The organism is Streptomyces gossypii, from assembly GCF_025165795.1.
GTDB lineage: Bacteria > Actinomycetota > Actinomycetes > Streptomycetales > Streptomycetaceae > Streptomyces > Streptomyces gossypii.
In genome coordinates this window covers 289890-313624 of sequence record NZ_JAJAGO010000008.1, presented here as the reverse complement: position 1 = coordinate 313624, position 23735 = coordinate 289890, and the positions used below count along the sequence as shown (strand labels likewise).

The 23735-nt window shown below is 70.5% G+C and carries 21 protein-coding genes and 1 pseudogene; 9 read left to right on the top strand and 13 right to left on the bottom strand.

Annotated features, from left to right (window positions below):
- Positions 1-37: 37 nt before the first annotated feature.
- Positions 38-1486: a class II fumarate hydratase gene (locus tag LHJ74_RS19135; RefSeq protein WP_260219296.1), complete on the bottom strand. Its 1449-nt coding sequence runs from the start codon at positions 1484-1486 to the stop codon at positions 38-40.
- Positions 1487-1630: 144 nt separating this feature from the next.
- Positions 1631-3328 carry a fumarate hydratase gene (locus tag LHJ74_RS19130; protein WP_260219295.1) on the bottom strand — a complete coding sequence of 566 codons (1698 nt, stop codon included), beginning with the start codon at positions 3326-3328 and terminating at the stop codon, positions 1631-1633.
- A gap of 116 nt (positions 3329-3444) precedes the next feature.
- Here LHJ74_RS19130 and LHJ74_RS19125 point away from each other — a divergent pair, with 116 nt between their 5' ends.
- Positions 3445-4155 carry a DUF1707 SHOCT-like domain-containing protein gene (locus LHJ74_RS19125; protein WP_375546776.1) on the top strand — a complete coding sequence of 237 codons (711 nt, stop codon included), beginning with the start codon at positions 3445-3447 and terminating at the stop codon, positions 4153-4155.
- Between the two features lie 343 nt (positions 4156-4498).
- Entirely contained in the window at positions 4499-4861 is a 363-nt protein-coding gene (locus LHJ74_RS19120) for a WhiB family transcriptional regulator (RefSeq protein WP_260219294.1), read from the top strand.
- Between the two features lie 84 nt (positions 4862-4945).
- Here the strand turns inward: LHJ74_RS19120 and LHJ74_RS19115 are convergent, their stop codons facing one another.
- Positions 4946-5578 carry a TetR/AcrR family transcriptional regulator gene (locus tag LHJ74_RS19115; RefSeq protein ID WP_260219293.1) on the bottom strand — a complete coding sequence of 211 codons (633 nt, stop codon included), beginning with the start codon at positions 5576-5578 and terminating at the stop codon, positions 4946-4948.
- A 94-nt stretch (positions 5579-5672) separates the two neighbouring features.
- On the opposite strand from LHJ74_RS19115, the gene LHJ74_RS19110 reads away from it, so the two are divergent.
- Both LHJ74_RS19110 and LHJ74_RS19105 read left to right on the top strand, forming a co-directional pair.
- The gene (locus LHJ74_RS19110; RefSeq protein WP_260219292.1) at positions 5673-6089 is read left to right on the top strand and encodes a VOC family protein; all 417 of its coding nucleotides are present in this window, start codon (positions 5673-5675) and stop codon (positions 6087-6089) included.
- Positions 6090-6263: 174 nt separating this feature from the next.
- On the top strand, positions 6264-7343 hold the full coding sequence (locus LHJ74_RS19105; protein WP_260219291.1) for an alpha/beta fold hydrolase: 1080 nt from the start codon (positions 6264-6266) through the stop codon (positions 7341-7343).
- A gap of 109 nt (positions 7344-7452) precedes the next feature.
- Here the strand turns inward: LHJ74_RS19105 and LHJ74_RS19100 are convergent, their stop codons facing one another.
- Entirely contained in the window at positions 7453-8379 is a 927-nt protein-coding gene (locus tag LHJ74_RS19100) for an RNA polymerase sigma-70 factor (protein WP_375546775.1), read from the bottom strand.
- A gap of 264 nt (positions 8380-8643) precedes the next feature.
- Here LHJ74_RS19100 and LHJ74_RS19095 point away from each other — a divergent pair, with 264 nt between their 5' ends.
- Positions 8644-9129 (top strand): carboxymuconolactone decarboxylase family protein, encoded by a 486-nt coding sequence (locus LHJ74_RS19095; RefSeq protein WP_260219290.1) that lies wholly within the window; start codon positions 8644-8646, stop codon positions 9127-9129.
- 247 nt (positions 9130-9376) lie between these two features.
- Positions 9377-9535: pseudogene (locus LHJ74_RS34570) on the top strand (IS982 family transposase); the annotation flags it as partial.
- A gap of 48 nt (positions 9536-9583) precedes the next feature.
- On the opposite strand, the gene LHJ74_RS19090 reads toward LHJ74_RS34570, so the two are convergent.
- From LHJ74_RS19090 to LHJ74_RS19070, 5 genes are all read right to left on the bottom strand, one after another.
- Positions 9584-10156, bottom strand: a complete 573-nt coding sequence (locus LHJ74_RS19090; RefSeq protein ID WP_260219289.1) for a GNAT family N-acetyltransferase — start codon at positions 10154-10156, stop codon at positions 9584-9586.
- A gap of 274 nt (positions 10157-10430) precedes the next feature.
- The gene (locus LHJ74_RS19085) at positions 10431-11705 is read right to left on the bottom strand and encodes a preATP grasp domain-containing protein (RefSeq protein ID WP_260219288.1); all 1275 of its coding nucleotides are present in this window, start codon (positions 11703-11705) and stop codon (positions 10431-10433) included.
- A gap of 159 nt (positions 11706-11864) precedes the next feature.
- Complete coding sequence (locus tag LHJ74_RS19080; RefSeq protein WP_260219287.1) at positions 11865-12911, bottom strand: iron-containing redox enzyme family protein; 1047 nt, start codon at positions 12909-12911, stop codon at positions 11865-11867.
- Entirely contained in the window at positions 12908-13207 is a 300-nt protein-coding gene (locus LHJ74_RS19075; RefSeq protein ID WP_260219382.1) for a CDGSH iron-sulfur domain-containing protein, read from the bottom strand. The genes LHJ74_RS19080 and LHJ74_RS19075 overlap by 4 nt, the downstream gene beginning before the upstream one ends.
- On the bottom strand, positions 13161-13838 hold the full coding sequence (locus tag LHJ74_RS19070; protein ID WP_260219286.1) for a HemK2/MTQ2 family protein methyltransferase: 678 nt from the start codon (positions 13836-13838) through the stop codon (positions 13161-13163). The genes LHJ74_RS19075 and LHJ74_RS19070 overlap by 47 nt, the downstream gene beginning before the upstream one ends.
- A 420-nt stretch (positions 13839-14258) precedes the next feature.
- On the opposite strand from LHJ74_RS19070, the gene LHJ74_RS19065 reads away from it, so the two are divergent.
- Positions 14259-16388: an ATP-binding protein gene (locus LHJ74_RS19065; RefSeq protein ID WP_260219285.1), complete on the top strand. Its 2130-nt coding sequence runs from the start codon at positions 14259-14261 to the stop codon at positions 16386-16388.
- Here LHJ74_RS19065 and LHJ74_RS19060 read toward each other — a convergent pair.
- From LHJ74_RS19060 to LHJ74_RS19050, 3 genes are all read right to left on the bottom strand, one after another.
- On the bottom strand, positions 16309-17448 hold the full coding sequence (locus tag LHJ74_RS19060; protein WP_311203325.1) for a hypothetical protein: 1140 nt from the start codon (positions 17446-17448) through the stop codon (positions 16309-16311). The genes LHJ74_RS19065 and LHJ74_RS19060 overlap by 80 nt on opposite strands.
- Positions 17449-18502: 1054 nt before the next feature.
- Positions 18503-19591, bottom strand: a complete 1089-nt coding sequence (gene ychF / locus LHJ74_RS19055; RefSeq protein ID WP_260219283.1) for a redox-regulated ATPase YchF — start codon at positions 19589-19591, stop codon at positions 18503-18505.
- A 66-nt stretch (positions 19592-19657) separates the two neighbouring features.
- Positions 19658-20188 (bottom strand): Uma2 family endonuclease, encoded by a 531-nt coding sequence (locus LHJ74_RS19050; RefSeq protein ID WP_260219282.1) that lies wholly within the window; start codon positions 20186-20188, stop codon positions 19658-19660.
- Positions 20189-20379: 191 nt separating this feature from the next.
- On the opposite strand from LHJ74_RS19050, the gene LHJ74_RS19045 reads away from it, so the two are divergent.
- Entirely contained in the window at positions 20380-21138 is a 759-nt protein-coding gene (locus LHJ74_RS19045; RefSeq protein WP_260219281.1) for a DUF6542 domain-containing protein, read from the top strand.
- 27 nt (positions 21139-21165) lie between these two features.
- On the opposite strand, the gene LHJ74_RS19040 is transcribed toward LHJ74_RS19045, so the two are convergent.
- Complete coding sequence (locus tag LHJ74_RS19040) at positions 21166-22197, bottom strand: 4-hydroxy-3-methylbut-2-enyl diphosphate reductase (RefSeq protein ID WP_260219280.1); 1032 nt, start codon at positions 22195-22197, stop codon at positions 21166-21168.
- Between the two features lie 105 nt (positions 22198-22302).
- On the opposite strand from LHJ74_RS19040, the gene LHJ74_RS19035 reads away from it, so the two are divergent.
- Positions 22303-23727: an APC family permease gene (locus tag LHJ74_RS19035; protein WP_260219279.1), complete on the top strand. Its 1425-nt coding sequence runs from the start codon at positions 22303-22305 to the stop codon at positions 23725-23727.
- Positions 23728-23735: the final 8 nt, after the last annotated feature.

Sequence of the window (23735 nt, the reverse complement as noted above, 5' to 3'; positions counted from 1 at the left end):
CGGTGCCCGGAGTGCCGCCTCCCGCACAGGCAGCGGCTCATGGACGCGTCATGCCCAGCACGTCCAGCGCCTCGTCCAGCTCGGCGAGGGTCAGATCGCCCCGCTCGACGTGGCCCGCGCCCAGCACCGCCTCGCGGATCGTCGTCCGCTCGGCGAGCGCCTTCTTCGCCACCGCGGCGGCGTTCTCATAGCCGAGGAACCTGTTGAGCGGGGTGACAACCGAGGGTGAGGACTCGGCGTACTCGCGGGCCCGCTCGACGTTCGCCGTGATGCCGTCGACCGTGCGGTCGGCCAGCAGCCGCGAGACGTTCGCCAGCAGGCGCACCGACTCCAGCAGGTTCCTGGCCATCACCGGGAGCATCACGTTGAGCTCGAAATTGCCCGCAGCACCGGCCGCGGCCACCGTCGCGTCATTTCCCGTGACCTGCGCGGCGACCATCAGGGCGGCCTCCGGGATGACCGGGTTCACCTTGCCCGGCATGATCGAGGACCCAGGCTGGAGGTCGGGCAGCGTGATCTCGGCGAGGCCCGTGCGGGGCCCGGAAGCCATCCAGCGCAGGTCGTTGCAGATCTTGGTGAGGCCGACCGCGACCGTACGCAGCTGCCCGGAGGTCTCCACCAGGGCGTCCCGGGCGCCCTGGGCCTCGAAGTGGTCGCGCGCCTCGGTCAGCGGCAGGCCGGTGGTACGGGCGGTCTCCGCGATGACGGCGGCCGAGAAGCCCGGCGGGGTGTTGATGCCGGTGCCGACCGCCGTGCCGCCCAGCGGCAGCTCGGCCAGCCGGTGCAGGCAGGAGCGCAGCCGCTCCACGCCGTACCGCATCTGGGCGGCGTAACCGCCGAACTCCTGGCCGAGGGTGACAGGGGTGGCGTCCATGAGGTGCGTACGCCCGGACTTCACGACGGAGGCGAACTCGGCGGATTTCCGCTCCAGCGCCACCGCGAGATGCTCCAGCGCGGGCATCAGATCGCGGGCCACCGCCGCCGTCGCCGCGATATGGAGGGAAGAGGGGAAGACATCGTTGGACGACTGGCTGGCGTTCACATGATCATTGGGGTGGACGGGGGCGCCCAGCCGCTCGGTGGCCAGGGTGGCGACCACCTCGTTCATGTTCATGTTCGACGAGGTGCCGGAGCCGGTCTGGAAGACGTCGACCGGGAAGTGCTCGTCCCATCGGCCCCCGGCGACCTCCTCGGCCGCCGCGCGCACGGCCTCGGCCAGCTCGCCGTCCAGCACGCCCAGCTCGGCGTTGACCACGGCTGCCGCGGCCTTGATCCGGGCCAGCGCCTCGATGTGCGCCCGCTCCAGCCGCTGCCCGCTGATGGGGAAGTTCTCCACCGCGCGCTGGGTCTGGGCGCGCCACTTGGCGTGCGCGGGCACCCGCACCTCACCCATCGAGTCGTGCTCCGTGCGGAAGCCGCCCGGCTCGGCGGGGACGGCGGATTCCGGGTGCGCGGCCTTCCCGGCCTGCTGGGCGTGATCGGTCATGTCCCCGAATCTACTGCCTGCCTCCGACACTCGCGCCGGACGCTCACTCCCCACGCCCGCGGCCGACCGCCCGGCCGTACCGCTCCACCGCCGGCCGTACCGCTCCACCGCCGGCCGTGCCGCCCTGCCGCCGGCCGTACCGCCCTACCGGCCCGGCCCGACCGGGATCGAGGTGACGAACGGCTGTGCGGGGCCCGGGTCCGTGAAGAAGTCGTTCCCCTTGTCGTCGACGACCACGAACGCCGGGAAGTCCTCGACCTCGATCCGCCAGACCGCCTCCATGCCCAGCTCCTCGTACTCCAGAACCTCCACCTTCTTGATGCAGTCCTGGGCCAGCCGGGCCGCCGGGCCGCCGATGGAGCCGAGATAGAAACCGCCGTGCGTGCCGCAGGCGTCCGTGACCTGCTTGCTGCGATTGCCCTTGGCGAGCATCACGAGGGAGCCGCCCGCCGCCTGGAACTGCTCCACGTACGCGTCCATCCGGCCCGCCGTCGTCGGTCCGAAGGAACCGGAGGCGTAACCCTCCGGGGTCTTGGCCGGACCGGCGTAGTAGACCGCGTGGTCGCGCAGGTACGAAGGCATGCCCTCGCCCGCGTCCAGCCGCTCCTTGATCTTCGCGTGGGCGATGTCGCGGGCGACGACCAGCGGGCCCGACAGCGAGAGCCGCGTCTTGACCGGGTGCCGGGACAGCTCGGCCCGGATCTCGTCCATCGGGCGGGTGAGATCGACCCGGACCACGTCCTGGTCGGCGGCCTGATCGGCCAGCTCGGCGTCCGTCGTCTCCGGGAGGAAGCGCGCCGGGTCGGTCTCCAGCTGCTCCAGGAACACGCCCTCCGGCGTGATCTTGGCGAGGGCCTGCCGGTCGGCGGAGCAGGAGACGGCGATCGCGACCGGGCAGGAGGCGCCGTGCCGGGGCAGCCGCACCACGCGCACGTCGTGGCAGAAGTACTTGCCGCCGAACTGCGCCCCGATGCCGATCCGCTGGGTCAGTTCGAAGACCTGCTGCTCCAGCTCCTTGTCCCGGAAGCCGTGCCCGGCGGCGGAGCCCTCGGCGGGCAGCTCGTCCAGGTAGTGGGCGGAGGCGTACTTGGCGGTCTTGAGCGCGTACTCCGCGCTGGTGCCGCCGACGACGATCGCCAGGTGGTAAGGGGGGCAGGCGGCGGTGCCCAGGGAGCGGATCTTCTCCTCCAGGAACTTCATCATCGAACCCTCGTTCAGCACCGCCTTCGTCTCCTGGTAGAGGAAGGACTTGTTGGCGCTGCCGCCGCCCTTCGCCATGAACAGGAACTTGTAGGCGCCGCCGTCGGTCGCGTACAGCTCGATCTGGGCGGGCAGGTTGGTGCCGGTGTTCTTCTCGTCCCACATGGTCAGCGGCGCCAGCTGGGAGTAGCGCAGGTTGAGCCTGGTGTACGCGTCGTGGATGCCGTGCGAGAGGGCCTCCTCGTCGCCGCCGCCGGTCAGGACCTGCTGGCCGCGCTTGCCCATCACGATCGCCGTCCCGGTGTCCTGGCACATCGGCAGTACCCCGGCGGCGGCGATGTTCGCGTTCTTCAGCAGGTCGAGCGCGACGAACCGGTCGTTGGCGCTGGCCTGCGGGTCGTCCAGGATCCGGCGGAGCTGGCTGAGATGGGCGGGGCGCAGGTAGTGCGAGATGTCGTGCATCGCCTCGGCGGCGAGCGTGCGCAGCGCCTCCGGCTCCACGCTGAGGAAGGTGCGCCCCTCCGCCTCGAAGGTGCGGACGCCCTCCGAGGTGACCAGCCGGTACGGCGTGCTGTCCGGACCGAGGGGGAGCAGATCCGTGTAGGCGAACGCCGGGTGGTGCGGACGGGGGCTGGCGGACATCAGACATCTTCCTCTCGGCGGTGAGCACATCTCACAGAACGGAAGGGTAGAACGGGCGGGTGACAAAGGAGGATCCGGGGTAGTCGCGATCTATCGCGTCTGGGTACGCTGAGCGCGTGACTGACTCTCCGCTCGACAAGAGCCCTGCGACAAGCCTCGAGAAGTCGGCCGGGGCGGCTCCCGAGACCCGGCCCGTCGCCGGGCCGGTGGCGGAGCCGGGGCGCGCCGCGGCGGCGGACGTACGGGCGTCGGACGGCGACCGCGACCGCGTCGCGGACATCCTGCGGGAGGCCCTTGCCCAGGGGCGGCTGGACGCGGAGGAGCACTCCGAGCGGATCGACGCCGCCTACTCGGCGAAGACCATGGGTGAACTGCAGCCCCTCGTCCGTGACCTGCCCGAGGCGTCCGCGGGTGCAGGCGTCCGTGGCGCGGTCAGTGAACCCTCCGTCGGTGGCGGCGCCAGCGACAACGCGATTGCCATCTTCAGCGGTGCGACGCGCAGGGGCCGGTGGCGGGTCGGCCGCAAGACCAACGCCTTCGCCTGCTTCGGCGGAATCGAGATCGATCTGACCGAGGCGATCTTCGAGCAGCGCGAGATCGTGATCAACGCCACCGCGATCTTCGGCGGGATCGAGATCAGAGTGCCGGAGAACGTCACGCTGCGCGGCAAGGGCACGGGTATCTTCGGCGGCTTCGATGTGAAGACCAATGACTCGCCGGACACGGACGCTCCGGTCATCCTCGTGCAGGGCGTGGCGCTCTTCGGCGGGGTCGAGGCGAAGCCGAAGCGCGGCAAGCGGCTGCGCGATCTCCGCAAGCGCGGCTGAGCACCGCGCCGAGGGGGGGCCGGGGTACTGCCGGGCGCCGCCGACTGCGCTGCCGTCTCCACTGTCATCGCCGCTCAAGCCATGGTGAGGTCCCCTGTGAGGCCCTTGCGAGGGGCTGGCGTCGGCCGCTTCGGGATCGTTCCGAAGGGTGCCCGGGAGAGTGAACTCCCCGGCGTGGAGGTGTGCATGGGCGGCCACGGTGTGCATAAGCGCGCGCACAGCGGGTAGGGCTCGGGCATCGTCTCTCGTACGGTGGCAGTGCGATCTGCCGTGCGCAGCAGGACGGGTGAAGGTGAATCAATCGAAAGATTGCCCCGCCGAAGCGTCTCGTCAGGAGTAGACCGTGCTGCAACCGCCGCATCAGTCACTGCAGGCCGCCAGAGTGCCCGTCCAGAGCGCATCCGCGCGTGGCGATCACACTGGCCCCTGGCACACGGAGGCTGTCTGCCGCCGGGACGAGGCGGGGCTCTTCTTCGCCCCGTCGAAGGAACCGACCGCCGCCCGGCTCTCGCGCGAGCAGGCGGCCAAGCGGGTGTGCGCGGGATGCCCGGTGCTCATCGAATGCCGCGAACACGCGCTGGTCCAGCCCGAGCCGTACGGCGTCTGGGGCGGCCTCACGGCGGCTGAGCGCCGCGTGGTGCAGGCCCGCAGACGGCGGGCCGCGGCTGCGGCCGCGGAGAGCGCGCCGGTCCGCCGGATCGCCTGACGGCGCACGCCCGTGCCGGTCGGACGCCGGCACGGGCACGGACACCAGTACCGCACGCGCCGTTCCCGGTCATCCCGTTCCCGGTCACCGGGGGCGGAGGCCGTCCAGGAGGAGCCGCAGAGCAGCCATCGTGGCGTCCAGCCGGGTTTCGCCCGATGCGTCGTCCGGCGCGGTAGCGGCAGCGGTGGCAGTCGCGGTGGCGGAGGGGCGGGCGAGCCATACGGCTGCCTCGTTCATCGCCCCGGACAGCAGCCTGGTCAGCGGCTCGACGGGTTGCGGGACGATCGCGCCGGTGGCGATCAGTGCCTCCAGCGCCTCCGAGAGATGGCGCGCGGAGGACGCCTCGTCCATCGCCCGCCACTCGTTCCAGCCCAGTACGGTCGGCCCGTCGACCAGGGTGATCCGCTGGATCTCCGGGTCGGAGCCGGCGGCGAGGAAGGCACGGCAGCCCGCGAGCAGTTGTTCCCACGGGTCGTCATGGCCCTCGGCGGCCCCGGCCACCCGTCCGGCCACCTCCTGCTGTGCTTCCGCCACGACGGCCCGGAACAGACCGGCCTTGCTGCCGAAGTGGTGGTATGCGGCGCCCTTGGTCACCCCCGTGGCGCGCGCGATCTCCTCCAGCACCACCCCGTGGTAGCCGTCCCGAGCGAACTGCCGACGTCCCTCCAGCAGTAGGGCCCGGCGGGTCTCCGCGCGCTGCTCGGCTCTGCTCGCCATGTACGGCCTCCCTTCCTCGCGATTGACATACCCGAGGTATGTTACTAGCGTCATTGACATACCCAAGGTATGTGAAATCTCGTGGAGGAACTCTGTGAACGCCCAGCTCGACAGCTTCTACCCGGTGATCTGCACCAGCGACGTCACCGAATCCCGCGCCTTCTACACCCGGCACTTCGGCTTCGAGGTGGTCTTCGAAGCAGACTGGTACGTCAGCCTGCGCCGACCCGAACCGCCGCACTACGAACTCGCCCTGCTCGACCACACCCACCCGACACTGCCCGCCGCATACCGCAGGCCCGTTCAGGGCCTGATCCTCAACTTCGAGGTGGCGGACGTGGACGCCGAGCACCGGCGGCTGATCGGGGCGGCCGGGCTCACCGAGGAACTCGCACTGGGCAGTGAGGACTTCGGCCAGCGCCACTTCCTCCTCGCGGCACCCGACGGCGTACTGATCGACGTGATCACCCCGATCGACCCCGCGCCCTCCTTCGCCGCCCAGTTCAGCTAGGCCCGGACAGGGCCCAGGGGTGCTGCTGCGACCGCCACTTTGCCGCGCTGGCAAAAAACCTGGCAGCCACTCCGGGCAGCCTGCACGATCACGGGGAACGGGGAATGCGGGCGGAAGCCAAGCATCCCGGCGGGCGCAGGGCCGCCACGATCCCCCAGGAGCACCGGAGGAAACATGCAACAGCCCACCCATTCGCCGTCCACCCATTCGCCGTCCACCCCTCCGCAGGCCGTGCCGACGCAGCCGGAAGCCGTGCACCGGCTGGTGAGCACTCCGGGCGGCCGTATCCACCTGGTGGAGCAGGGCGCCGGACCCCTGGTCCTCCTGGTCCACGGCTTCCCGGAGTCCTGGTACTCCTGGCGCCACCAGCTCCCGGCCCTCGCCGAGGCGGGCTTCCGCGCGGTCGCCATCGACGTGCGCGGCTACGGACGCTCGTCCAGGCCCCGCGACAGGGCGGCGTACCGGATGCTCGACCTGGTCGAGGACAACGTCGCTGTCGTGCGGGCCCTCGGCGCCGAGACCGCGGTGATCATGGGCCATGACGTGGGCTCGGTCATCGCCGCCGACACCGCCCTGCTCAGGCCCGACATCTTCACTGCCGTCGGGCTGCTGAGCGTCCCCTACGCCCCGCGCAACGGCTTCCGTCCCACCGACATGTTCAGCCAGATCGGCGGGGACGAGGAGTTCTATGTCAGCTACTTCCAGGAGCCCGGCCGGGCCGAGGATGACATCGAGCCGGATGTGCGGGGCTGGCTGCGCGGGTTCTACGCGGCGCTCTCGGCCGACACCATGCCCACGACCCAGGAGGGCAGCATCTTCTTCATCCCCGACGGCGCGAAGCTCTCCGACCGCTTCACCAGCGACACCCTGCCGTCCTGGCTCACCGAGGCCGACCTCGACGTCTACGCGGGCGAATTCGAGCGGACCGGTCTCACCGGGGCGCTCAACCGCTATCGCAGCCTGGACCGGGACTGGGAGGACCTGGCCGCCTGGGACGGCGCACCGGTCACCCAGCCCTCGCTGTTCCTCGGGGGCGGGCTCGACGCCTCCACCACCTGGATGGCCGACGCCATCAACGCATACCCCACCACGCTGCCCGGCCTGGTCTCCTCACACATCCTGGAAGGCTGCGGTCACTGGATCCAGCAGGAACGTGCCGACGAGGTGAACCGCCTCCTCACCGACTGGCTCCGAGCCCTGCCCGCCCAGCGGCGTGGGCCGACCTCCTCACGCCCGCCGACGGGCGCGGCCTGACCCCGCTGTTCTGGTCCCACGTCCGGCCTTATGGCGAGGTCAGCCTCGATATGGACACCCGCCTGGATCTCGCTGCGGTCACCCTGCCGGGCCTTCGCGCGCCAGTGGCTCAGCGGCTCACTGCGGTCTCAAGGTCGATACGCGCCAGTTTCTCGGGATTGCGCACGGCATACAGCCCGGTGATGAGGCCGTCGTCGATGCGCACCGCCAGGACACTGTCGGCCTCTCCATCCAGCCTGACGACCAACGCGGGGTGCCCGTTGACCTGTATCGGCCGCAGCGACGCCGCAGCAACGAGCCGACCCAGCACGTGGGTCACCTGATCGGCGCCCACGACGGGCGCCAGCGCGGCTTGAGCGACTCCGCCGCCGTCGGTCAGAAGGACGACGTCCGGTGCGAGGATGTCGAGCAGGCGTTGCATGTCGCCTGTTTCGACCGCCTGCTGAAAGGCGTCGAGCGCGTTGCGGGCCTCGGTTGGGGAAAAGTCCCCACGCGGTCGGCGCGCGGCGACGTGGGTGCGCGCGCGGTGGGCGATCTGGCGGGCGGCAGCCGGGGTCTTGTCGACGGCGTCCGCGATCTCGTCGTAGCCGAGGTCGAAGACCTCGCGCAGCACGAACACCGCCCGCTGGATCGGCGCGAGCGTCTCCAGCACCAGCATCATCGCCATCGAGACGCTGTCGGCCAACTCGACGTCCTCGGCCACGTCGGGCGCGGTCAGCAGCGGCTCCGGGAGCCAGGGGCCGACGTAGGACTCCTTACGCCGGCGGAGCGTGCGCAGCCGGGTCAGCGCTTCGCGCGTGGTGATCCGCACCAGGAAGGCGCGCTGGTCACGCACCGTGTCGAGGTCGACGCCCGCCCAGCGCAGCCAGGTCTCCTGCAGGACGTCCTCGGCATCGGCGGCCGACCCGAGCATCTCGTAGGCGACGGTGAACAGCAGATTGCGGTGGGCGACGAACACCTTGGTGGCGGGGTCCATGCAGCCACCGCGAGCAAGGTGCTCAGCGGTGTCAGTGGTTCGCTCGCTGCCCTCGTTCATTCTCGGCTCCTGGCTGTTCGCTCTTGTTGGGGCTTCACAAATTCCCCCGGGGGATGCTCGATGCCCTAGTGGGCTGCAGTGCCGGCACTCTCGACCGTGTCACGCACAAGATGCCGCCCCAGGCCGCTCTGTGACAGCCAAATGTGGTGGCCTACGTCACATCGCCGCACTGTCACAGGGGCCGGGCGGGCGGCTTCTCCATGGTCGTCAAGATGCCGCGCGAACAGGCCGCGCGGCACGCAGTCCACGCGTGAGGACGAAACAATGGAACCCCGTATCAACCTGATGACCAACAAGATCGGCGCCAAGGTCAGCAAGCGCATCTACAACGTCAACCTGGCGATCCAGGAAGCATCGCTGCCCAAGTCCCTCCAGGAGTTGGTGGAGCTGCGCGCCAGCCAGATCAACGGCTGCGGCTGGTGCGTCGACGTCCACACCACGGAGGCCGCCCTCGCTGGTGAGACCGCGGGCCGGATCAACCTGGTCGCCGCCTGGCGCGAGTCCACCGTGTTCACCGACGCCGAGCGGGCCGCGCTGGCACTCGCCGAGGAGGGCACCCGCCTCGCCGACGCCCACCATGGCGTGTCCGACGAGACCTGGGCCCAGGTGTGCGAGCACTACGACGACGACCAGATCGCAGCGCTGGTCTCCCTTGTCGCCATGATCAATGCCGCCAATCGGCTCGGTGTGATCACGCGCATGCAGGGGGGTTCCTACGACCCCGGCATGTTCGCCAGCCTGTCGGACTGATCGAAGGTGAATCGCGGCCTGGCCCGGGATGGTTCGATCCGGGTCGGGCCCGCGCGGTCCCGGGCGTGGTCCCGCTGCATCTCGTCGAACATCTCAGCCACTCTGCCGACGTCCCGGGCCGCAGCCCGCAGCCCGCAGGGCCTCGGGCGGAAGGCCGGACAGCGCCTCTTGCCAAGCGACGATCTCCCGCGCATGGAACGGGTCGCGGCTTCGCCTCCCAGGAGAGGCCGACCTCGCCTTCCAGCGCGCGGAGTCGCTCCGCCCGTCGTTCAAGCGGGAGAAGCCCCGCAGGGCGAGTCGCCGCTGAACTCGGTGCGGCAGCTGATCGAGTCGGTCAACGACACGTTGAAGGGCCCAGCTCGATCTCGAACAGCACGACGGCCGGACCCTCGAAGGCGTCGCCGTCGATCACTGACCACCGTCCGGTCGGCCGTTGAGGCGCCGGGCTGTTCTATCAGCGCAGGTCGAGCCGCATCAGGACTCGGGGGTGACCGGCCAGCACCGAGGTGGTGTCGGCGGCGTGGGCGAACCCGGCGCGCTCGAAGTTCTTCCGGATCCCGGCGTACGCCATCGTCGCGTCGACCTTTTCGCCACCGCTGTCGAGCGGATACGCCTCGATCGCCGGTGCGCCGTGAACACGGGCGAACTCGACCGCGCCGGCAATCAGGGCGTGCGAGATCCCCCTCTTGCGATGGCCAGGGCGTACCCGGATGCACCACAGCGACCAGACCGGCAGGTCGTCAACGTGCGGGATCTTACGGCTGCGCGCGAAGGAGGTGTCCGAGCGCGGCGCCACGGCGGCCCAGCCGACCGGCTCGTCGCCGTCGTAGGCGAGCACTCCCGGCGGGGGCTCCGCACGGCACAGCTCGGCGACATACTCACCGCGGGCCGGCCCGCGAAGCTCGTTGTTGAGCTTCGACGGGATCCGGTAGCTCAGGCACCAGCAGACGTTGGCCCCAGGTGACTTCGGACCGACCAGGGTCCGGACATCCTCGAAGGCTGAAGCCGAGCGAACTGCGATGGTCATGGACCCACGATGTCACGACGTACCTGGTGACACCGCTCAACCCCCGATGACACGGCGCCACCGCATCGGAACTACTCGTCCAGTACGGCGTCACGCGCACAGCAGCCCGCCCATCGCCCTTTCTCCACGTACACGGATGGGACCGGATCCGCTCGGTGCGGGGTCCGGGGCGGTGTACGCCGCGGGGGCGGTGGCCGAGGATGTCGGCGACACCGGAGTCCGGGCGTGGCCGGGGCTCGAGGTGTGGGGGCCGACGTGCGGGCCCGCGCCGAGATCAGGGGCCCTCGTGTCCGAGAGCCGCCGCCAGCCGGACTTCGAGTTCGGCGAGCCGGGTGTGGTGGGGGGCGAGGGCCGTGTACCGCCAACCGCTGCCGTTGACCGGGCGGTCGGCGTAGAGGAGCACGCCGTCTGCGTCACCGGGCTGGAAGTCCAATCCCGCCTCGGCCAGGCGTGCGACCGCCGTGTCGAAGGACAGCGGCGAGGCGGCGGTGGCCGTCCCGGTGGACCATGCGGGCGTGGGGTGGCCCGTGCGGGCCAGTCGGCTCACCAGGGCGTGAGCCGTGGTGGTCGCGGTACGACGCACGTTGCACTCCAGCGCGTACAGAGTTCCGTCCCGGGTGCACACCGAGTCCAGGCTGTATGGCCCGCGGTAGCCTTCGGCGGCCAGATGGCCGCCCAGCGCCCGGGTCCAACAGGTCAGCTCCCTGCGCGCCGGGTCCGGCAGGTCGCGCGGGGGCGAGCGGTAGCCGGCGAAGGAGCAGTTGCTCATGCGCATCTCGCCGTCGTACGCCACCTCGGCCCGGGCGGCGGTGGCGTGTCCCTGAGCGCTGACGGCTCTCGTGTGGTCCACGTACCCCTCGACGACCCAGCGGCTGTCCGGGGGCGGCGCCGGCTGCGCCGGGCGGTCGCCGCGGGTGACGAAGTACAGGCCGTGGCCGCCTGCGGACCGGTCGGGTTTGACGACCACCCGCTCGTGCGCGGCCAGCAGCGCGCCGGTCACCTGGCCGAGTTCCGCGCCGGTGCACGCCCGGCCGTGCGGCAGCCGCAGGCCGAGTAGGCGGGCGACAGCGCGGAAGCCGGACTTCGTGTTCATGTCGGCCACCGCCCGCAGGGTGCCGGGATGCGGCACGCCCGCTTCGTAGGGAACGACGGGGATACGGAGGCTCGCGGCCAGGGCGACGGACGCTTCGTCCAGCGCGGTCGGGAGCAGGCGTGCTCCCGGGCGCTCGCGGACGAGGGCGCGCAGGGGCTCCAGCAGGCGGTGCTCGGCCAGCGCCTCGGCCATCGGCAGGTGCGGGGTGTCCGGCACGGTGATGACGGCCACGGAGCCCTCCGGGATGCCCAGCCGGTGGAAGACGTAGCGGCGGAAGGCGACGCTGAGGGGAACCGGGGTGATCACCACATCGCCGGACCGGGTGAGCCATAGTTTGCGCGGTGCTTGCTCTGACCACTGGCGGAGAACCGACTCCTCACGGAGATCGATCGCCAGCGGGGATACGAAATTGGCGAAGATGACGAGAGCGCCCGGGCCCTCGTGCTCGGTGATCATGATGAACCGCCTTCCGTATTCCGTATCCGCCAACCGGTCGATCCCCGGCGGCGCTTGCAGACCAGGGGCGAGAGCTCCTGATCTGCCGAACCGGAAGCGCGGCCGCTGCCCGAAGGACCGAGCCGCGTGGCCGGGATCAGATGGCCGGGTGACGGTCCTTCACGGGCTGCCGGGATGCTGTGCGGTTGCCGCCAGCGGAATGCGCAGGGCGGAGCGACCGTCCCGCCAGGCCCTCAGCAGGAGCCCGCCCAACTTGCCCTCGAGCAGGCCGGTGGCCTCGATACCGAAGGCAACGTCGGCGTCCAGACCGGGCTCGACCGCCAGCAGCGGGGCGATCACCTCGTGCCGGACCACCTGCTCGTGCACCGCGTCGGCCTCGACGTGCTCGTCGTAGAAGCGTGCGGCGGCCGGCCCGGCGCCTGTGCGCCGCATCGCCTTCGCGAGCCGCCGGGATCCGGGCGAGGACGTCACCTCCACCGCGGCGAAGTGCCCGACGAGAGTGCCGCGCAACGCCCGGTGCAGACCGAACAGCGACATCACATTGACCGTGCACAGCACCTGCGCCGGGGCCGCATCCAGATAGCGGCCGTAGGCGTGGTCCAGGCCGAGGTCGTCCATCAGGTCCGCGAAGAGCCGGGCGTGGATGTCTTCGGCGCGTCCGGCGCCGAACTCGTCGTACTCCACCGCCACCATCGCCGTCTTCGCACGGCCGTGCAGCCGGGGGATGACCCAGGCGTGCGGGTCGGCTTCCTTCAGGTGGTAGAGGGAGCGGAGCGCCGCGTACTCCCGGACCTGCCAGAGCAGGCCCTCGTTCTGCAGGTAGTTGCTCACGCCCGTGCCGTCGTCAACGGACGGTTCGACGAGGATTGCGGCCAGGGCGTCGTGCGCGCTCGCTCTCCGCGGTATGTCCGTTCGCAGGGCGTTCAGGAAACGGTGTTCCAGCGCGCTGCGCAGCCGCAGGAGATCGGGATCCCACTCCCGGTCGTCACCGACGCCGTCGAACCCCTGATAGTGCAACTCGTACAGCAGGTAGAGCGCCAGCTGAAGGTCGTCCCCGTACGGCTCGGCCTCCGCCGCGGCCTGCGGATTCACGAGAGGTGCGTGGCCGCCCCGCAAGGCCGACAGGACGGCGCCGGAGAGAACACCGCGTGGGGCAGGCAGCACGGGGCTGGTGTCACGCGCTTCGACGTAGGGCGCTGCGGTCATGACGCCTCACCTGAGTCCGCCGGAGTGGTGGCGTCCGTCGAGGTGACGTCCGTCGAGGTGGCGGCAGACGCGGCGGCGCGGCGGCGGTGGCTCGTGTCGCACCAGGGATAGGTGCGGCTGCGGCGGCAGGTGCACACCGCCACCAGGAAGCGCTCGGAGGTGGCGGTCGCGCCGTCGTCCCCGGTGACGGTCACGGGACCTTCCACCAGGAGAGGGCCGCCGTCGCGTGAGAGGCGGACACGGCGGGGGTCAGCTTTGTCGCGCACGGATGACCACCAGTTCCTCCTTGTCCTGATGTTCGTCGTCCATCAGCCCCTGATCGCGCAGCCACGGCAGACGGGAGCGCAGCACCGGGCCGAGGGGGACGAGTTCGCGGTCGATGACCTCCGCCTCGAGTCCCACCCGCGCGAGGACATCGATCGTGGCGTGGACTCCGCACATCTTCGAATGGATCATGAGTAGTTTTCCGCCGGGACGCAGCACGCTCGCGGCGGTCGCACAGACCCGGTCGACGACGGCACGGCCATCCCGGCCGCCGTCCCACGCGCGCGCCCTGCCGCGCAACGGCGGCAGGGCGGCGGGTGCCGGCACGTAGGGGGGATTGCTGATCACGATGTCGTAGTCCCCCGCGTCGAGGGTGGACAGGTCGCGATACCGGACTGTGACGCGCCTGCGGTGGAATGCGGCGTTCATCCGGGCACAGAGCACCGCCCTGTGGGAGATGTCGACGGCCGTGACCCGGGCGCCGAGCTGGGCGGCGTGCACAGCCAGGGCCCCGCTGCCGGTCCCGAGTTCCAGCACACGCGTTCCGGGGCTGATGTCCTCCTGGCCGACAGCACGCATGAGGAGGTGCGTGTCGTGCCGCGGAGCGTAGACGCCCGGCATCCTCAGCATCCGCCGTGGCCTGCTCCGAGGTGATACGGCCATGGCCGCCTCTCGTCCTCGTAGTGACGACGACTGCCCGTCGCCCGTCCAGGATGAGCCGCCCGCGGCCGGGCCGCCACTCCGGCGGTCACGGAACGCATCCGGTGACCATCCGTACCCCGCAGGGTCTTGGAGCGGGACGGCTGATCACGTGGCCAGGGCCCGGTTCTCTGCGGCAGGGCGGGAGAGCTCCAGGCCGGCGGTCGCGCCGGCATGGTCACCGCACGTGTCCGGTCGAAGGCCTCTGGCCCGCACCGGACAGACCGCAGCCCGATGTGGCCGACGTCAGCGGCCGAGCATGCTGCGCCGGCCGGGCGGTCCAACCGGTCGGCCAACGACTTCTCATCGCCGCCAGTCACGCCATCCGGCGCCGGGACGGAGATACAGTCTGGTCCGGGAAACCGACCAGTTGAGGGGGCTTGCGTGCTGGAGGTCATGACGCTGGGGGCGCTCACCGCGCTCCTCGCCGCCGTGGGGAACGGGGCCGCCGGTGAGGTGGGCAGACGGTTACTCCTGTCGACCGGCGCGCAGGTCAGACGAACGCTGGGACGGGAGACGCCTCTGCCTGCCACGTCTGAGGGCTATGTGCGGCTCGCCCACGAGATCCACCCGGTCCTGCGAGGGGATCGGAGTCGCAGCGCGGAGTGGGCGGCTCTGCTCGAGAGTTTGCCGGTCTCCGCGCACACCCTGCGCCCTGGGCCTGGGCTCCCGCCTGCCACGAGAGAATTCACCGACCGGCGCGGTGTGTTGAAGGAGTTGCAGCGGGAGGCGACACGCGCAGCGGCGGGGAGGCCGCGGGTAGCGCTGCTCCACGGGCCTCCGGGGATCGGCAGCAGCGCCGTGGCGCTGCACTGGGGTGCAGATCAGATCACCCGCTTTCCTGGCGGTCAGTTCTATGTCGACGCCCGCGATGCACCGGGGGAGCGAGGTCTGGAGCCAGCCGCGGTCCTGTCGCGCCTGTTGCAGCAGATGGGCGTCGAACCCGAGCACATGCCCCCTACCGAGGCCGGGCGCGAACGGCTCTCTCGCCAGCTCGTGGCAGGGAGCAGGGCGCTCATCGTGGTCGACCACGCGACCTCGGCAGCGCAGGTTCGCGCCCTCGTGCCCGCTACACCCGAGGTCTTTCTCCTGGTCGTCTCCTCCGGGCCCGCCTTCGGTGTGGAGGCGCGGCGCATCGCCGTGCCTCCACTGGCAGACCGGGACGCCAGGGAAATGCTGAAGAGGGTGGCGGGCCCGGACAACTGGAGACTGCTCAAGCCACAGACGTCGGCGCTGCTGGAACGGTGTGCCGGTAACACCCTCGCCCTCAAGGCGGCAGCGAGCAGGCTGCTGGTCGCGGAGCCGGCCTCGATGGACCCCGAGGAGAGGCCCACCGCACGTCATCCGGTGCGCACCATGGTCGAGGCCGCGTGTGGCGGTCTTCCACCCGAGACCGCCCGGCTCTGCCGGCTCAGCGCGCTCGGCGGCTGGCCGACGGTGGACGCTCCGCTCGCGGGGCGAGCGGCCGACGTGACACGCGAAGACGCGGCGCGGATGCTCGCAGAAGCTGCGGACGCACAGCTACTGGAAACACTGGGCGACGGCCGCTTCCGGTTCCGCCCCGAGGTCCGTCACTGCCTGGCGGACGACGCGGCGGCGCAGTACGGCGTCCCCGTTTGCTCGGCGGCGGTTTCCCGTGTGCTCGACGCCTTGTTGAATCGGGCACTGCACGCCGCGCATGCCGCCCTGCCTCAGAGCTGGCGGACGGAGCCGCCTCCGGCGGCGGGAGACGCCTTCGAGATGCCGACCGAAGGAACCGCCGCGCTGCTGAAAGACGTTGGCAACCTGGTCCGGGCGGTCGCGGTGGCCGAAGAGTACGGCAACGCAGATACGGCGATGCGCCTGGCCCGCGCACTGTGGCCGCTGCAGTTGAAGGCCGGGTACTGGGATGAGGTGCTGCCGGCGCTGCGGTTCGCCACGCGGTGTGCCGACGAGCACAGCCCGGAATCCCGGATGGCCGGCGCCCTGTACTTCCAGCTGGGCCACTGCCTCGGGGAGCTGGAGCGCTGGGAGGAGGCGGACGAGGCAGTACACGCCGCCCTCGCCTCCGAACGCGCCGCCGGTCACGTGAGGGGAGAGGCGTCGGCCGTGGAACTGCTCGGCCTGCTACGTCTAGGCCGGTGGCTGTACGACGAGGCGTACGAACGGTTCGGTGAGGCTGAGCGTCTCTACCGGCTCATCGCCCCCGGCCACGAGGGGGCGGAGGACATGCAGCGTGCGCTCGCCCTGGTCGGGCGCCACCAGGGGCGCGCACTGCGCGGGATGGGTCGTCTGGAGGAGTCCCGAGCACGATTGGAGGCCGCCTGCGACTTCTTCGCCGAACAGCACGAGCCGTACAACCACGCTCGTGCCCTCACCGACCTCGCCGAGCTGCTGCATGAAGCCGGCGAGGACGACGCGGCGCTGACGAACATCGCCCGGGCCGAGCGGCTGCTCAGCCCGGAGGAGGGGACCGTCGGCCCGCACCTGGACTATCTGGCGCGTCTGCGGCTGCGCTGCCGGGCGACGCGTTAGCGGGTGTCACCGTCACCGGGTGCACACCGCCGGCGGCGTGCACCCGCAGCCTCGCCCCGGCGGCGGGGACCGGTCCGCCACGAGCCAGCCAGGCGTACAGCGCCGACGCATAGGCGGCGGGGTCGGCATCGGCCTCCGAGCCTGCCGTCAGGACAAACCCGCCTCGCTCACGGGCGCGCACGATGCAGGTATGCGGGCCGGTCACGTACGCGGCGACCGTGCAGTTCGGGTACCGGTGCAGCACCTCGTCGGCCCATCCCGCCGGACCACTCAGGCGGGGATCGTCCGCCGATCCTTCGCGCACGATCACATCGGCCAGGGTGAGATCCCCCGGATCCCGGGTGTCCTCGTGCACGGCGAGGTGCGCGACACCGGAGGCGCCGTACGGATGACCGACGGAGCGTTCGATCCAGACGTCCGTGCCGCGGACCCGGGTGCGTACGTTCAGAGGGGCCGTTCGTCGCGGAGGGTCGTACGGAGGCAGCGGCAGCGGCTCCAGCAACGCCGCAGTCGATGACTCCGGGAGATCCATCAGCGCGTAGAACTGCCGCCGCAGCAGTTTCGCCGAAGCGCCCGGTGCGGAGCTGGTGAATTCCGCCGGCCCGGCCAGGGGCCGGTGTCGCGCGAGCAACTCCTCCAGCTGATCGCGCAGCGGACCGGCGGTATCAAGTCGTGGGGCCTCCCGGACGAACGCAGCGACTGGCGCCTCCGGGTCCAGCCCTTCCTGGGACGCAGCCGCCAGGGTGACCGGGACGCCCAAGGCCGCGCCATAGTAGGTGACCGCTCCGAAGTCCCCGAGCACGACGTCCGCGGCGAGCACCGCTTGCCGCCATGCGTGCACAGGATCGATCAACGTCATGCCGCTGCGGCACGCCCGGTCCAGCCAGACACGAATCTGACCCGGCCCGTGGCCGTACCAGATGTTCGGATGCAGGACGGCCGCCACACGAAAGTCGTCGGCGGGGAGCTCGGCCGCCAACCGCGTGAGCAGAGCGGGCAGCACGTCCTGTTCGCCACCGTCACCGAAGAACCCCTCCGGATTCCACGTCGAACTGAGCACCACCAGGCGTTGGCCCCGGCGTACGCCGAGAGCACGCCGGAACCGTTCTCGGAACGCGCCGGCGGCCAGCATGCGGTCGAAACACGGATCGCCGCCCAACACGGCAGATGCGACAGCCTCGGGACATGCGTGACGCAGCCGTGTCAGCTGCTCCGGGTGGGACAGCACCAGGGCATCCACGAACGGCTCGCCCTCAGCGAGTAGCCACTCCGGCGACAACCCGAACGTCGGCTCCCGGTCTCCGGCTCCCGGCTCCCGGCTCCCGGCTCCCGGCTCCCGGCTCCCGGCTCCCGGCTCCCGGCTCCCGGCTCCCGGCTCCCGGCTCCCGGCTCCCGGCTCCCGGCTCCCGGAGCTTCTTAGTGTATCCGACCCCGTGTGACAAAACAGCCAAATTGCCCTGTATTCGGTGGAGTTGGCCGCCGAAACTCGCGGAGATAGCCAGGTCGACCGGTGTCCTCAACGCCTGTTCCCAGGGAAGTACGGGTAGGCCGACTTGGGCGAGCAACTCGCGGGTCCCTGCCTGGAAGGGGGAGGACCCAGTTGAGGTGACCAGCAGTTGCACTCGGAAGTCGTCGTAGAACAGCGGCAGCACGTCCAGAAGGCGCCCGGCGGAAGTGACGTTGTGCACGACGAGTAGTACTCGGCGGGGAGCATCTCTGCTCGACCACCGTCGGGAGCCCTCTCCGACGGGGACCCGAATTGCCACGGAATCAGCCGGTCCCACTCGTCACCCCCTGCCGCCGCGTGCCGTCTTCGCCCCAGTGAGCAGCCTAGACGAGCGCCAGAAGGGGCCGACATGTCGGTTGGTCACGACGGGCCCTCCGGCGTCCCGGGTGCACCCGGCGGAAGGGACGTCCGCCACAGCCCGCGTTGATCTACGGCCTGTCATTGCGGCCCGACGGGCTGGCGACCGCGAGAAGCTGGTCCATGGACGCGCCTGGTGGGCGGCCGAAGCCGCTGTCCTCCCCCCGCACCGGCACACTCGGCACGCTGCGGACCGCAAAGGCCGCCCAACCCACTCCACCGCAGGTCAGACGGCCTTTCGCTGAACGTATTAGACGTTGAAGCGGAACTCCACCACGTCGCCGTCCTGCATGACGTACTCCTTGCCCTCCATGCGGGCCTTGCCCTTGGCGCGGGCCTCGGCGACGGAGCCCGTCTCGACGAGGTCGGGGAAGGAGATGACCTCGGCCTTGATGAAGCCCTTCTGGAAGTCCGTGTGGATCACACCGGCGGCCTCCGGGGCGGTGGCGCCCTGCTTGATGGTCCAGGCGCGGGATTCCTTGGGGCCGGCCGTCAGGTAGGTCTGCAGGCCGAGGGTGCGGAAGCCGACGCGGGCGAGGGTGGCCAGGCCCGGCTCGTTCTGGCCGACGGTCTGGAGGAGTTCCAGTGCCTCGTCGTCCTCCAGCTCCGCGAGGTCGGCCTCCAGCTTGGCGTTGAGGAAGACCGCTTCGGCGGGGGCGATCAGGGCCCGCTGCTCGTCCTTGAAGGCTTCGTCCACCAGTTCGTCCTCGTCCACGTTGAAGACGTAGATGAACGGCTTGGTGGTCAGCAGGTGCAGCTCGTACAGGGGGGCGACGGCCTCGGTGCCCTGGGCGATACCGGCGGAGAAGAGGGTGCGGCCCTCCTCCAGGATGGCCTGGGCCTCTTCGACGGCCTTCAGCTCGGCCTGCCGGTCCTTCTTGACCCGGGCCTCCTTCTGGAGCCGGGGGAGTGCCTTCTCGATCGTCTGGAGGTCGGCGAGGATCAGCTCGGTGTCGATCGTGTCGATGTCGTTGCGGGGCGAGATCCTGCCGTCCACATGCACGACGTTGTCGTCCTTGAACGCCCGGATGACCTGGCAGATCGCGTCGGCCTCGCGGATGTTGGCCAGGAACTTGTTGCCCATTCCCTCGCCCTTGCTCGCGCCGCGCACGATTCCCGCGATGTCGACGAAGTCGAGGGTGGCGGGAAGGACCTTCTGGGAGTTGAAGACCTCGGCCAGCTTGGTCAGGCGGGCGTCGGGGATGCCGACGACGCCGACATGCGGGTCGATGGTGGCGAACGGGTAGTTGGCCGCCAGCACGTTGTTCTTGGTCAGAGCGTTGAACATGGTCGACTTGCCGACATTCGGCAGGCCGACGATTCCGATCGTGAGCGACACGTGGCGACTTCCCGTAGCGAGTGGATCTTGGTGGACCGGCCGGTGTTCGAGGGCCGATCCACCAGTCTACGGGCGGGGTCGGCCCTCAAGCGACGGGAACCGGGAGCTGTCGACGAGTGCCGGCAGCGGCTCAGGAAGCTGGAGCTTGTCGCCCCACGGCACGGTGTGCTGGGCCCGGTACACTCCGCCGACCGGATCGGAGAAGAGGACGATCTCTTCCGCTAAGGGGCCGACGAGCAGGTACAGCGGGGTGCCGGACTGCGCGTACTGCTTGCGCTTGGACGTCCAGTCCGTGTTCTGACTCGAACGCGAGACCACCTCCGCGGTGAAGATCACCTCGATCGGTGGAATCTCCGTTTCCCAGGTGTCCAGTACGTGGTGCGGTGCCACGAAGAGGTCTGGGACCGAGAAATCGTCGCTCCCGGGAGCGCGGTCGACCCCGAGGTTGCCCTCGAGGTCGTATCCCTCGGGCAGGAAAGGCTTGAGAGCCTTGCCCACCTCCCGAATGATCCGTCCGTGCTTTCCACCGGAGTCGGTGAGACGAGGATGCCCCCCCCAATGATCTCCACCCGGTCCCCTCGGGCACCGGGAGTTCATGGGCGACCTCGCGCAGGCTTGCTGTCGCCACCTCTGCCTCCGGAAGCGTTGCAGTCATATGGTCAACCACCTCCTCCCCGAGCCAACGGTGCCATGGCGGCACGGTCACGGCCCATCGAACTGACGGGCAGTAGGCAATCCCTGCGTGTTCATGCCGAGGTTTTACGGGGGTGGCGGCCTAGGTTGGTGCGGTGGAGCAGCGCAGCACAGGTGTGTCCCAGCAGAGCGAGCCGCAGGCGGTGCCCGCCGCCCGGCGGTCGAGGCCGCCGTGGCTTCCGCGCCCGGTACGCGAGGCACGGGGCGGAGCGGAGGCGCGGCAGCCGCGCAAGCCGCGTCCCGATCCGGTACGGGCTCCCACGGGGACGGAGAGCACGGGGAGCGCGAGCGTGCGCAGCGGTACCCCGGCCTACCGGGCGCTGTCCAGGCTGGCCCGGCTGCCCCGCGCGCAGGCCCTGGCCGTCGCGTGGTCGCGGCTGCCCAACCCCCGGCTCACCGCGCTGGGCAGCGGGCTCCTAGGAGTGCTGGCGATGCTGCTGGTCGGTGGCCTGGACGCGCTGCTGCTGGACTCCGCGGCCGCGTACGGTGTCTGTTTCCTGCTGGTGAGTGCCTTCTGTGCGCTCTGGGTGCGCCCCGCGGACCTGATCGCCGCCCCGGTCTCGGCGCCGCTCGCCTTCACCGCCGGGCTGTTCTTCACCAGCCCCGGTTCGGACGGCTTCAGCGGCACGCTGATGGGCCTGGTCTCCGGGCTGTCACTGCAGGCGGGCTGGGTGTACGCCGGAACGCTGCTGGCCGGGCTGATCGCGCTGGTCCGCAGGATCGCGTACGTGCGCCGGAGGCGGGCCGAGCGCCGGGCGGCCGTCGGCGGCCCGGTAGCAGGGAGCCCCGCGCGCCACCCTCGTGCCACTGCGCGCGCGGCCCCGGCCGCTCCCCGCTCCAACCCCCAGGTCTAGGGCGCCGCCGGACAGATCGCCCAGGGCCTAGCTTGCCGCCTTCTGCGCAGCCTCGGTGCGCAGGTCGCGGCGCAGCTCCTTCGGGAGCGAGAACTGCACGTGCTCGTCCACCGGCTGTACGACCTCCAGGTCGTCCCAGCCGCGCTCCTTGAGCCATTCCAGCACTCCGTCGATCAGCACGTCCGGGACGGACGCACCCGAGGACAGGCCGACCGTGCCGACACCTTCCAGCCAGGCCTCGTCGATCTCGCTGGCGTCGTCGATGAGATGGCCTGCCCGTGCGCCCTGCTGGATGGCGGTCTCCACGAGGCGGACGGAGTTCGAGGAGTTCTTGGAGCCGACGATCAGGACGAGATCCGATTCGGCGGCCACCTGCTTGATGGCGGTCTGGCGGTTCTGCGTGGCGTAGCAGATGTCGTCGCTCGGCGGGCTGAGCAGGTTGGGGTAGCGGCTCTGGAGGGCGTCGACCGTCTCCATCGTCTCGTCGACCGAGAGGGTGGTCTGGGAGAGCCAGACGACCTTGTCCGGGTCACGGACCTCGACGTTCTCGACGTCCTCCGGGCCGTCGACCAGCGTTATGTGGTCGGGCGCCTCGCCGCTGGTGCCGATGACCTCCTCGTGGCCCTCGTGGCCGATGAGGAGGATGTCGTAGTCGTCGGCGGCGAAGCGGACCGCCTCCTTGTGCACCTTGGTCACCAGCGGGCAGGTGGCGTCGATGGTGGCGAGCCCGCCGCGTTCCGCCTCCCGGTGGACCTCGGGGGACACGCCGTGTGCGGAGAAGATCACGATCTCGCCCTTGGGTACCTCGTGCGTCTCCTCGACGAAGATGGCGCCCTTCTTCTCCAGGGTCTGCACCACGTATTTGTTGTGCACGATCTCGTGGCGTACGTAGATGGGAGCGCCGTACTGCTCAAGCGCCTTCTCGACGGCGATCACGGCACGGTCCACCCCGGCGCAGTAGCCACGGGGGGCGGCGAGCAGGACACGGCGGCCGGAGGAGCGACGCGGGGCGTCCCCGGCCGGGGCGGCGGCGGGCCGGCTGGCGGGAGTGGCAGTCATGTGCTCCATCGTACGGGCCGTGCCCCGTCCTCCGTCTTGATGCAGTGCGGGTGTCCGTGTGTCCGTTCCGGGGCAAGAGGGGCTTTCTGCGGCAATGTGGACGCCATGCCTGACGCCATGCCTGACGCCATGCCTGGAGATACGAAGTCCCCGCCCGGCGGTCTGCGGCGCACACTCACCACTCGGGACCTCGTCGTCTACGGGCTGCTGTTCATCGCGCCGATGGCACCCGTCGGCGTCTTCGGCGCGCTGGACGCGAAGAGCCACGGCGTGGTGCCGCTGGTGTACGTGGTGGCGACGATCGCGATGTCCTTCACCGCCTACTCGTACGCCCGGATGGTGCGCGTCGTGCCCCGGGCGGGGTCCGTCTACGCCTACGCGCGCAGCGGTCTGGGGGAGGGCGCGGGTTTCGTGGCGGGCTGGATGATGCTGCTGGACTATCTGCTCATCCCGGCCGTCGCCTATCTCTTCTCCGGTATCGCGATGGAGGAGCTGGTGCCCTCGGTCGACAAGTGGGTGTGGATCGTCATCGCTGTGCTGGTGACGACGGCGCTCAACCTCTCCGGGGTGCGTACCGCCGCGGTCGTCGGCTTCGTGGTGCTGCTGCTGGAGATCGCGGTACTGCTGCTCTTCGTGGCGGCGGCGCTGGTGGTGCTGGTGCGGGACGGGGCGGAGCGTGACTGGCTGACCCCCTTCACCGGTGACCGCGACTTCTCGACGCGGGCGTTGCTCAGCGCCGTGTCGGTGGCGGTCCTCTCCTATCTGGGCTTCGACGCGATCGCGAACTTCGCGGAGGAGGCCAGGGGCGCCGGCCGTACGGGAGAAGGGAAGACGGCCTCGCCCGTGGCACGCGCCCTGGTGGGGTGCCTGCTGCTGGCGGGGGTGCTGTTCCTCGTGCAGACCTATCTGGTGGCGCTGCTCTCCGAGGACTCCTCGCGTCGGCTGGCCGAGAACCCCCAGGAGCAGGGCGCGGCCTTCTATGTGGCCGTGGAGGAGGCGATCGGTGGCTGGCTGCACACCACCGTCGCGGCCAGCAAGGCGATCGGCGCCGCCTTCGCCGCGCTGGCCGGGCAGGCGGCGGCGGGGCGGTTGCTGTTCGCCATGGGGCGCGACGGCAGGCTGCCGCGGGTGCTCTCCAAGGTGGGCGAGACCAGCAGGGTGCCGCGCTGGGCACTGCTGCTCTCCGCCGTGGTGACGATGGGTGCGGCGGTATGGGCGTCACGCGCGGAGAACGGGCTGGACGAACTGGTCTCGATCGTGGACATCGGGGCCCTGACGGCCTTCGCGATGCTGCATCTGTCGGTGATGGGCTATTTCGGGGTACGGCGGCTGGGCGATCGTCCGGTGAGCCTCCTGGGGGACTGGACGCTGCCGCTGCTGGGGCTGGCGATCACGGTCGCGGTGATCGTGACGGCTGAGCAGGACGCGCAGCTGCTGGGCTGTGCCTGGCTGGCCGCGGGACTGCTGGTGCTGGGCCTGCAGTATCCGCTTCGCCGCCGGCGTGGGCGCGATGTCGGTGACAGGCCGTAGCCTCGGGG

What these genes read in the sequence shown, in the direction of transcription:
- LHJ74_RS19080 (WP_260219287.1), bottom strand. Translation starts at nt 12,911, where the DNA reads ATGACCGCAGCGCCCTACGTCGAAGCGCGTGACACCAGCCCCGTGCTG.
- LHJ74_RS19050 (WP_260219282.1), bottom strand. Translation starts at nt 20,188, where the DNA reads ATGAACTCCCGGTGCCCGAGGGGACCGGGTGGAGATCATTGGGGGGGG.
- LHJ74_RS19090 (WP_260219289.1), bottom strand. Translation starts at nt 10,156, where the DNA reads ATGACCATCGCAGTTCGCTCGGCTTCAGCCTTCGAGGATGTCCGGACC.
- LHJ74_RS19105 (WP_260219291.1), top strand. Translation starts at nt 6,264, where the DNA reads ATGCAACAGCCCACCCATTCGCCGTCCACCCATTCGCCGTCCACCCCT.
- LHJ74_RS19040 (WP_260219280.1), bottom strand. Translation starts at nt 22,197, where the DNA reads ATGACTGCCACTCCCGCCAGCCGGCCCGCCGCCGCCCCGGCCGGGGAC.
- LHJ74_RS19135 (WP_260219296.1), bottom strand. Translation starts at nt 1,486, where the DNA reads ATGACCGATCACGCCCAGCAGGCCGGGAAGGCCGCGCACCCGGAATCC.
- LHJ74_RS19100 (WP_375546775.1), bottom strand. Translation starts at nt 8,379, where the DNA reads ATGAACGAGGGCAGCGAGCGAACCACTGACACCGCTGAGCACCTTGCT.
- LHJ74_RS19070 (WP_260219286.1), bottom strand. Translation starts at nt 13,838, where the DNA reads ATGGCCGTATCACCTCGGAGCAGGCCACGGCGGATGCTGAGGATGCCG.
- LHJ74_RS19115 (WP_260219293.1), bottom strand. Translation starts at nt 5,578, where the DNA reads ATGGCGAGCAGAGCCGAGCAGCGCGCGGAGACCCGCCGGGCCCTACTG.
- LHJ74_RS19130 (WP_260219295.1), bottom strand. Translation starts at nt 3,328, where the DNA reads ATGTCCGCCAGCCCCCGTCCGCACCACCCGGCGTTCGCCTACACGGAT.
- LHJ74_RS19085 (WP_260219288.1), bottom strand. Translation starts at nt 11,705, where the DNA reads ATGATCACCGAGCACGAGGGCCCGGGCGCTCTCGTCATCTTCGCCAAT.
- LHJ74_RS19035 (WP_260219279.1), top strand. Translation starts at nt 22,303, where the DNA reads ATGCCTGACGCCATGCCTGACGCCATGCCTGGAGATACGAAGTCCCCG.
- LHJ74_RS19095 (WP_260219290.1), top strand. Translation starts at nt 8,644, where the DNA reads ATGGAACCCCGTATCAACCTGATGACCAACAAGATCGGCGCCAAGGTC.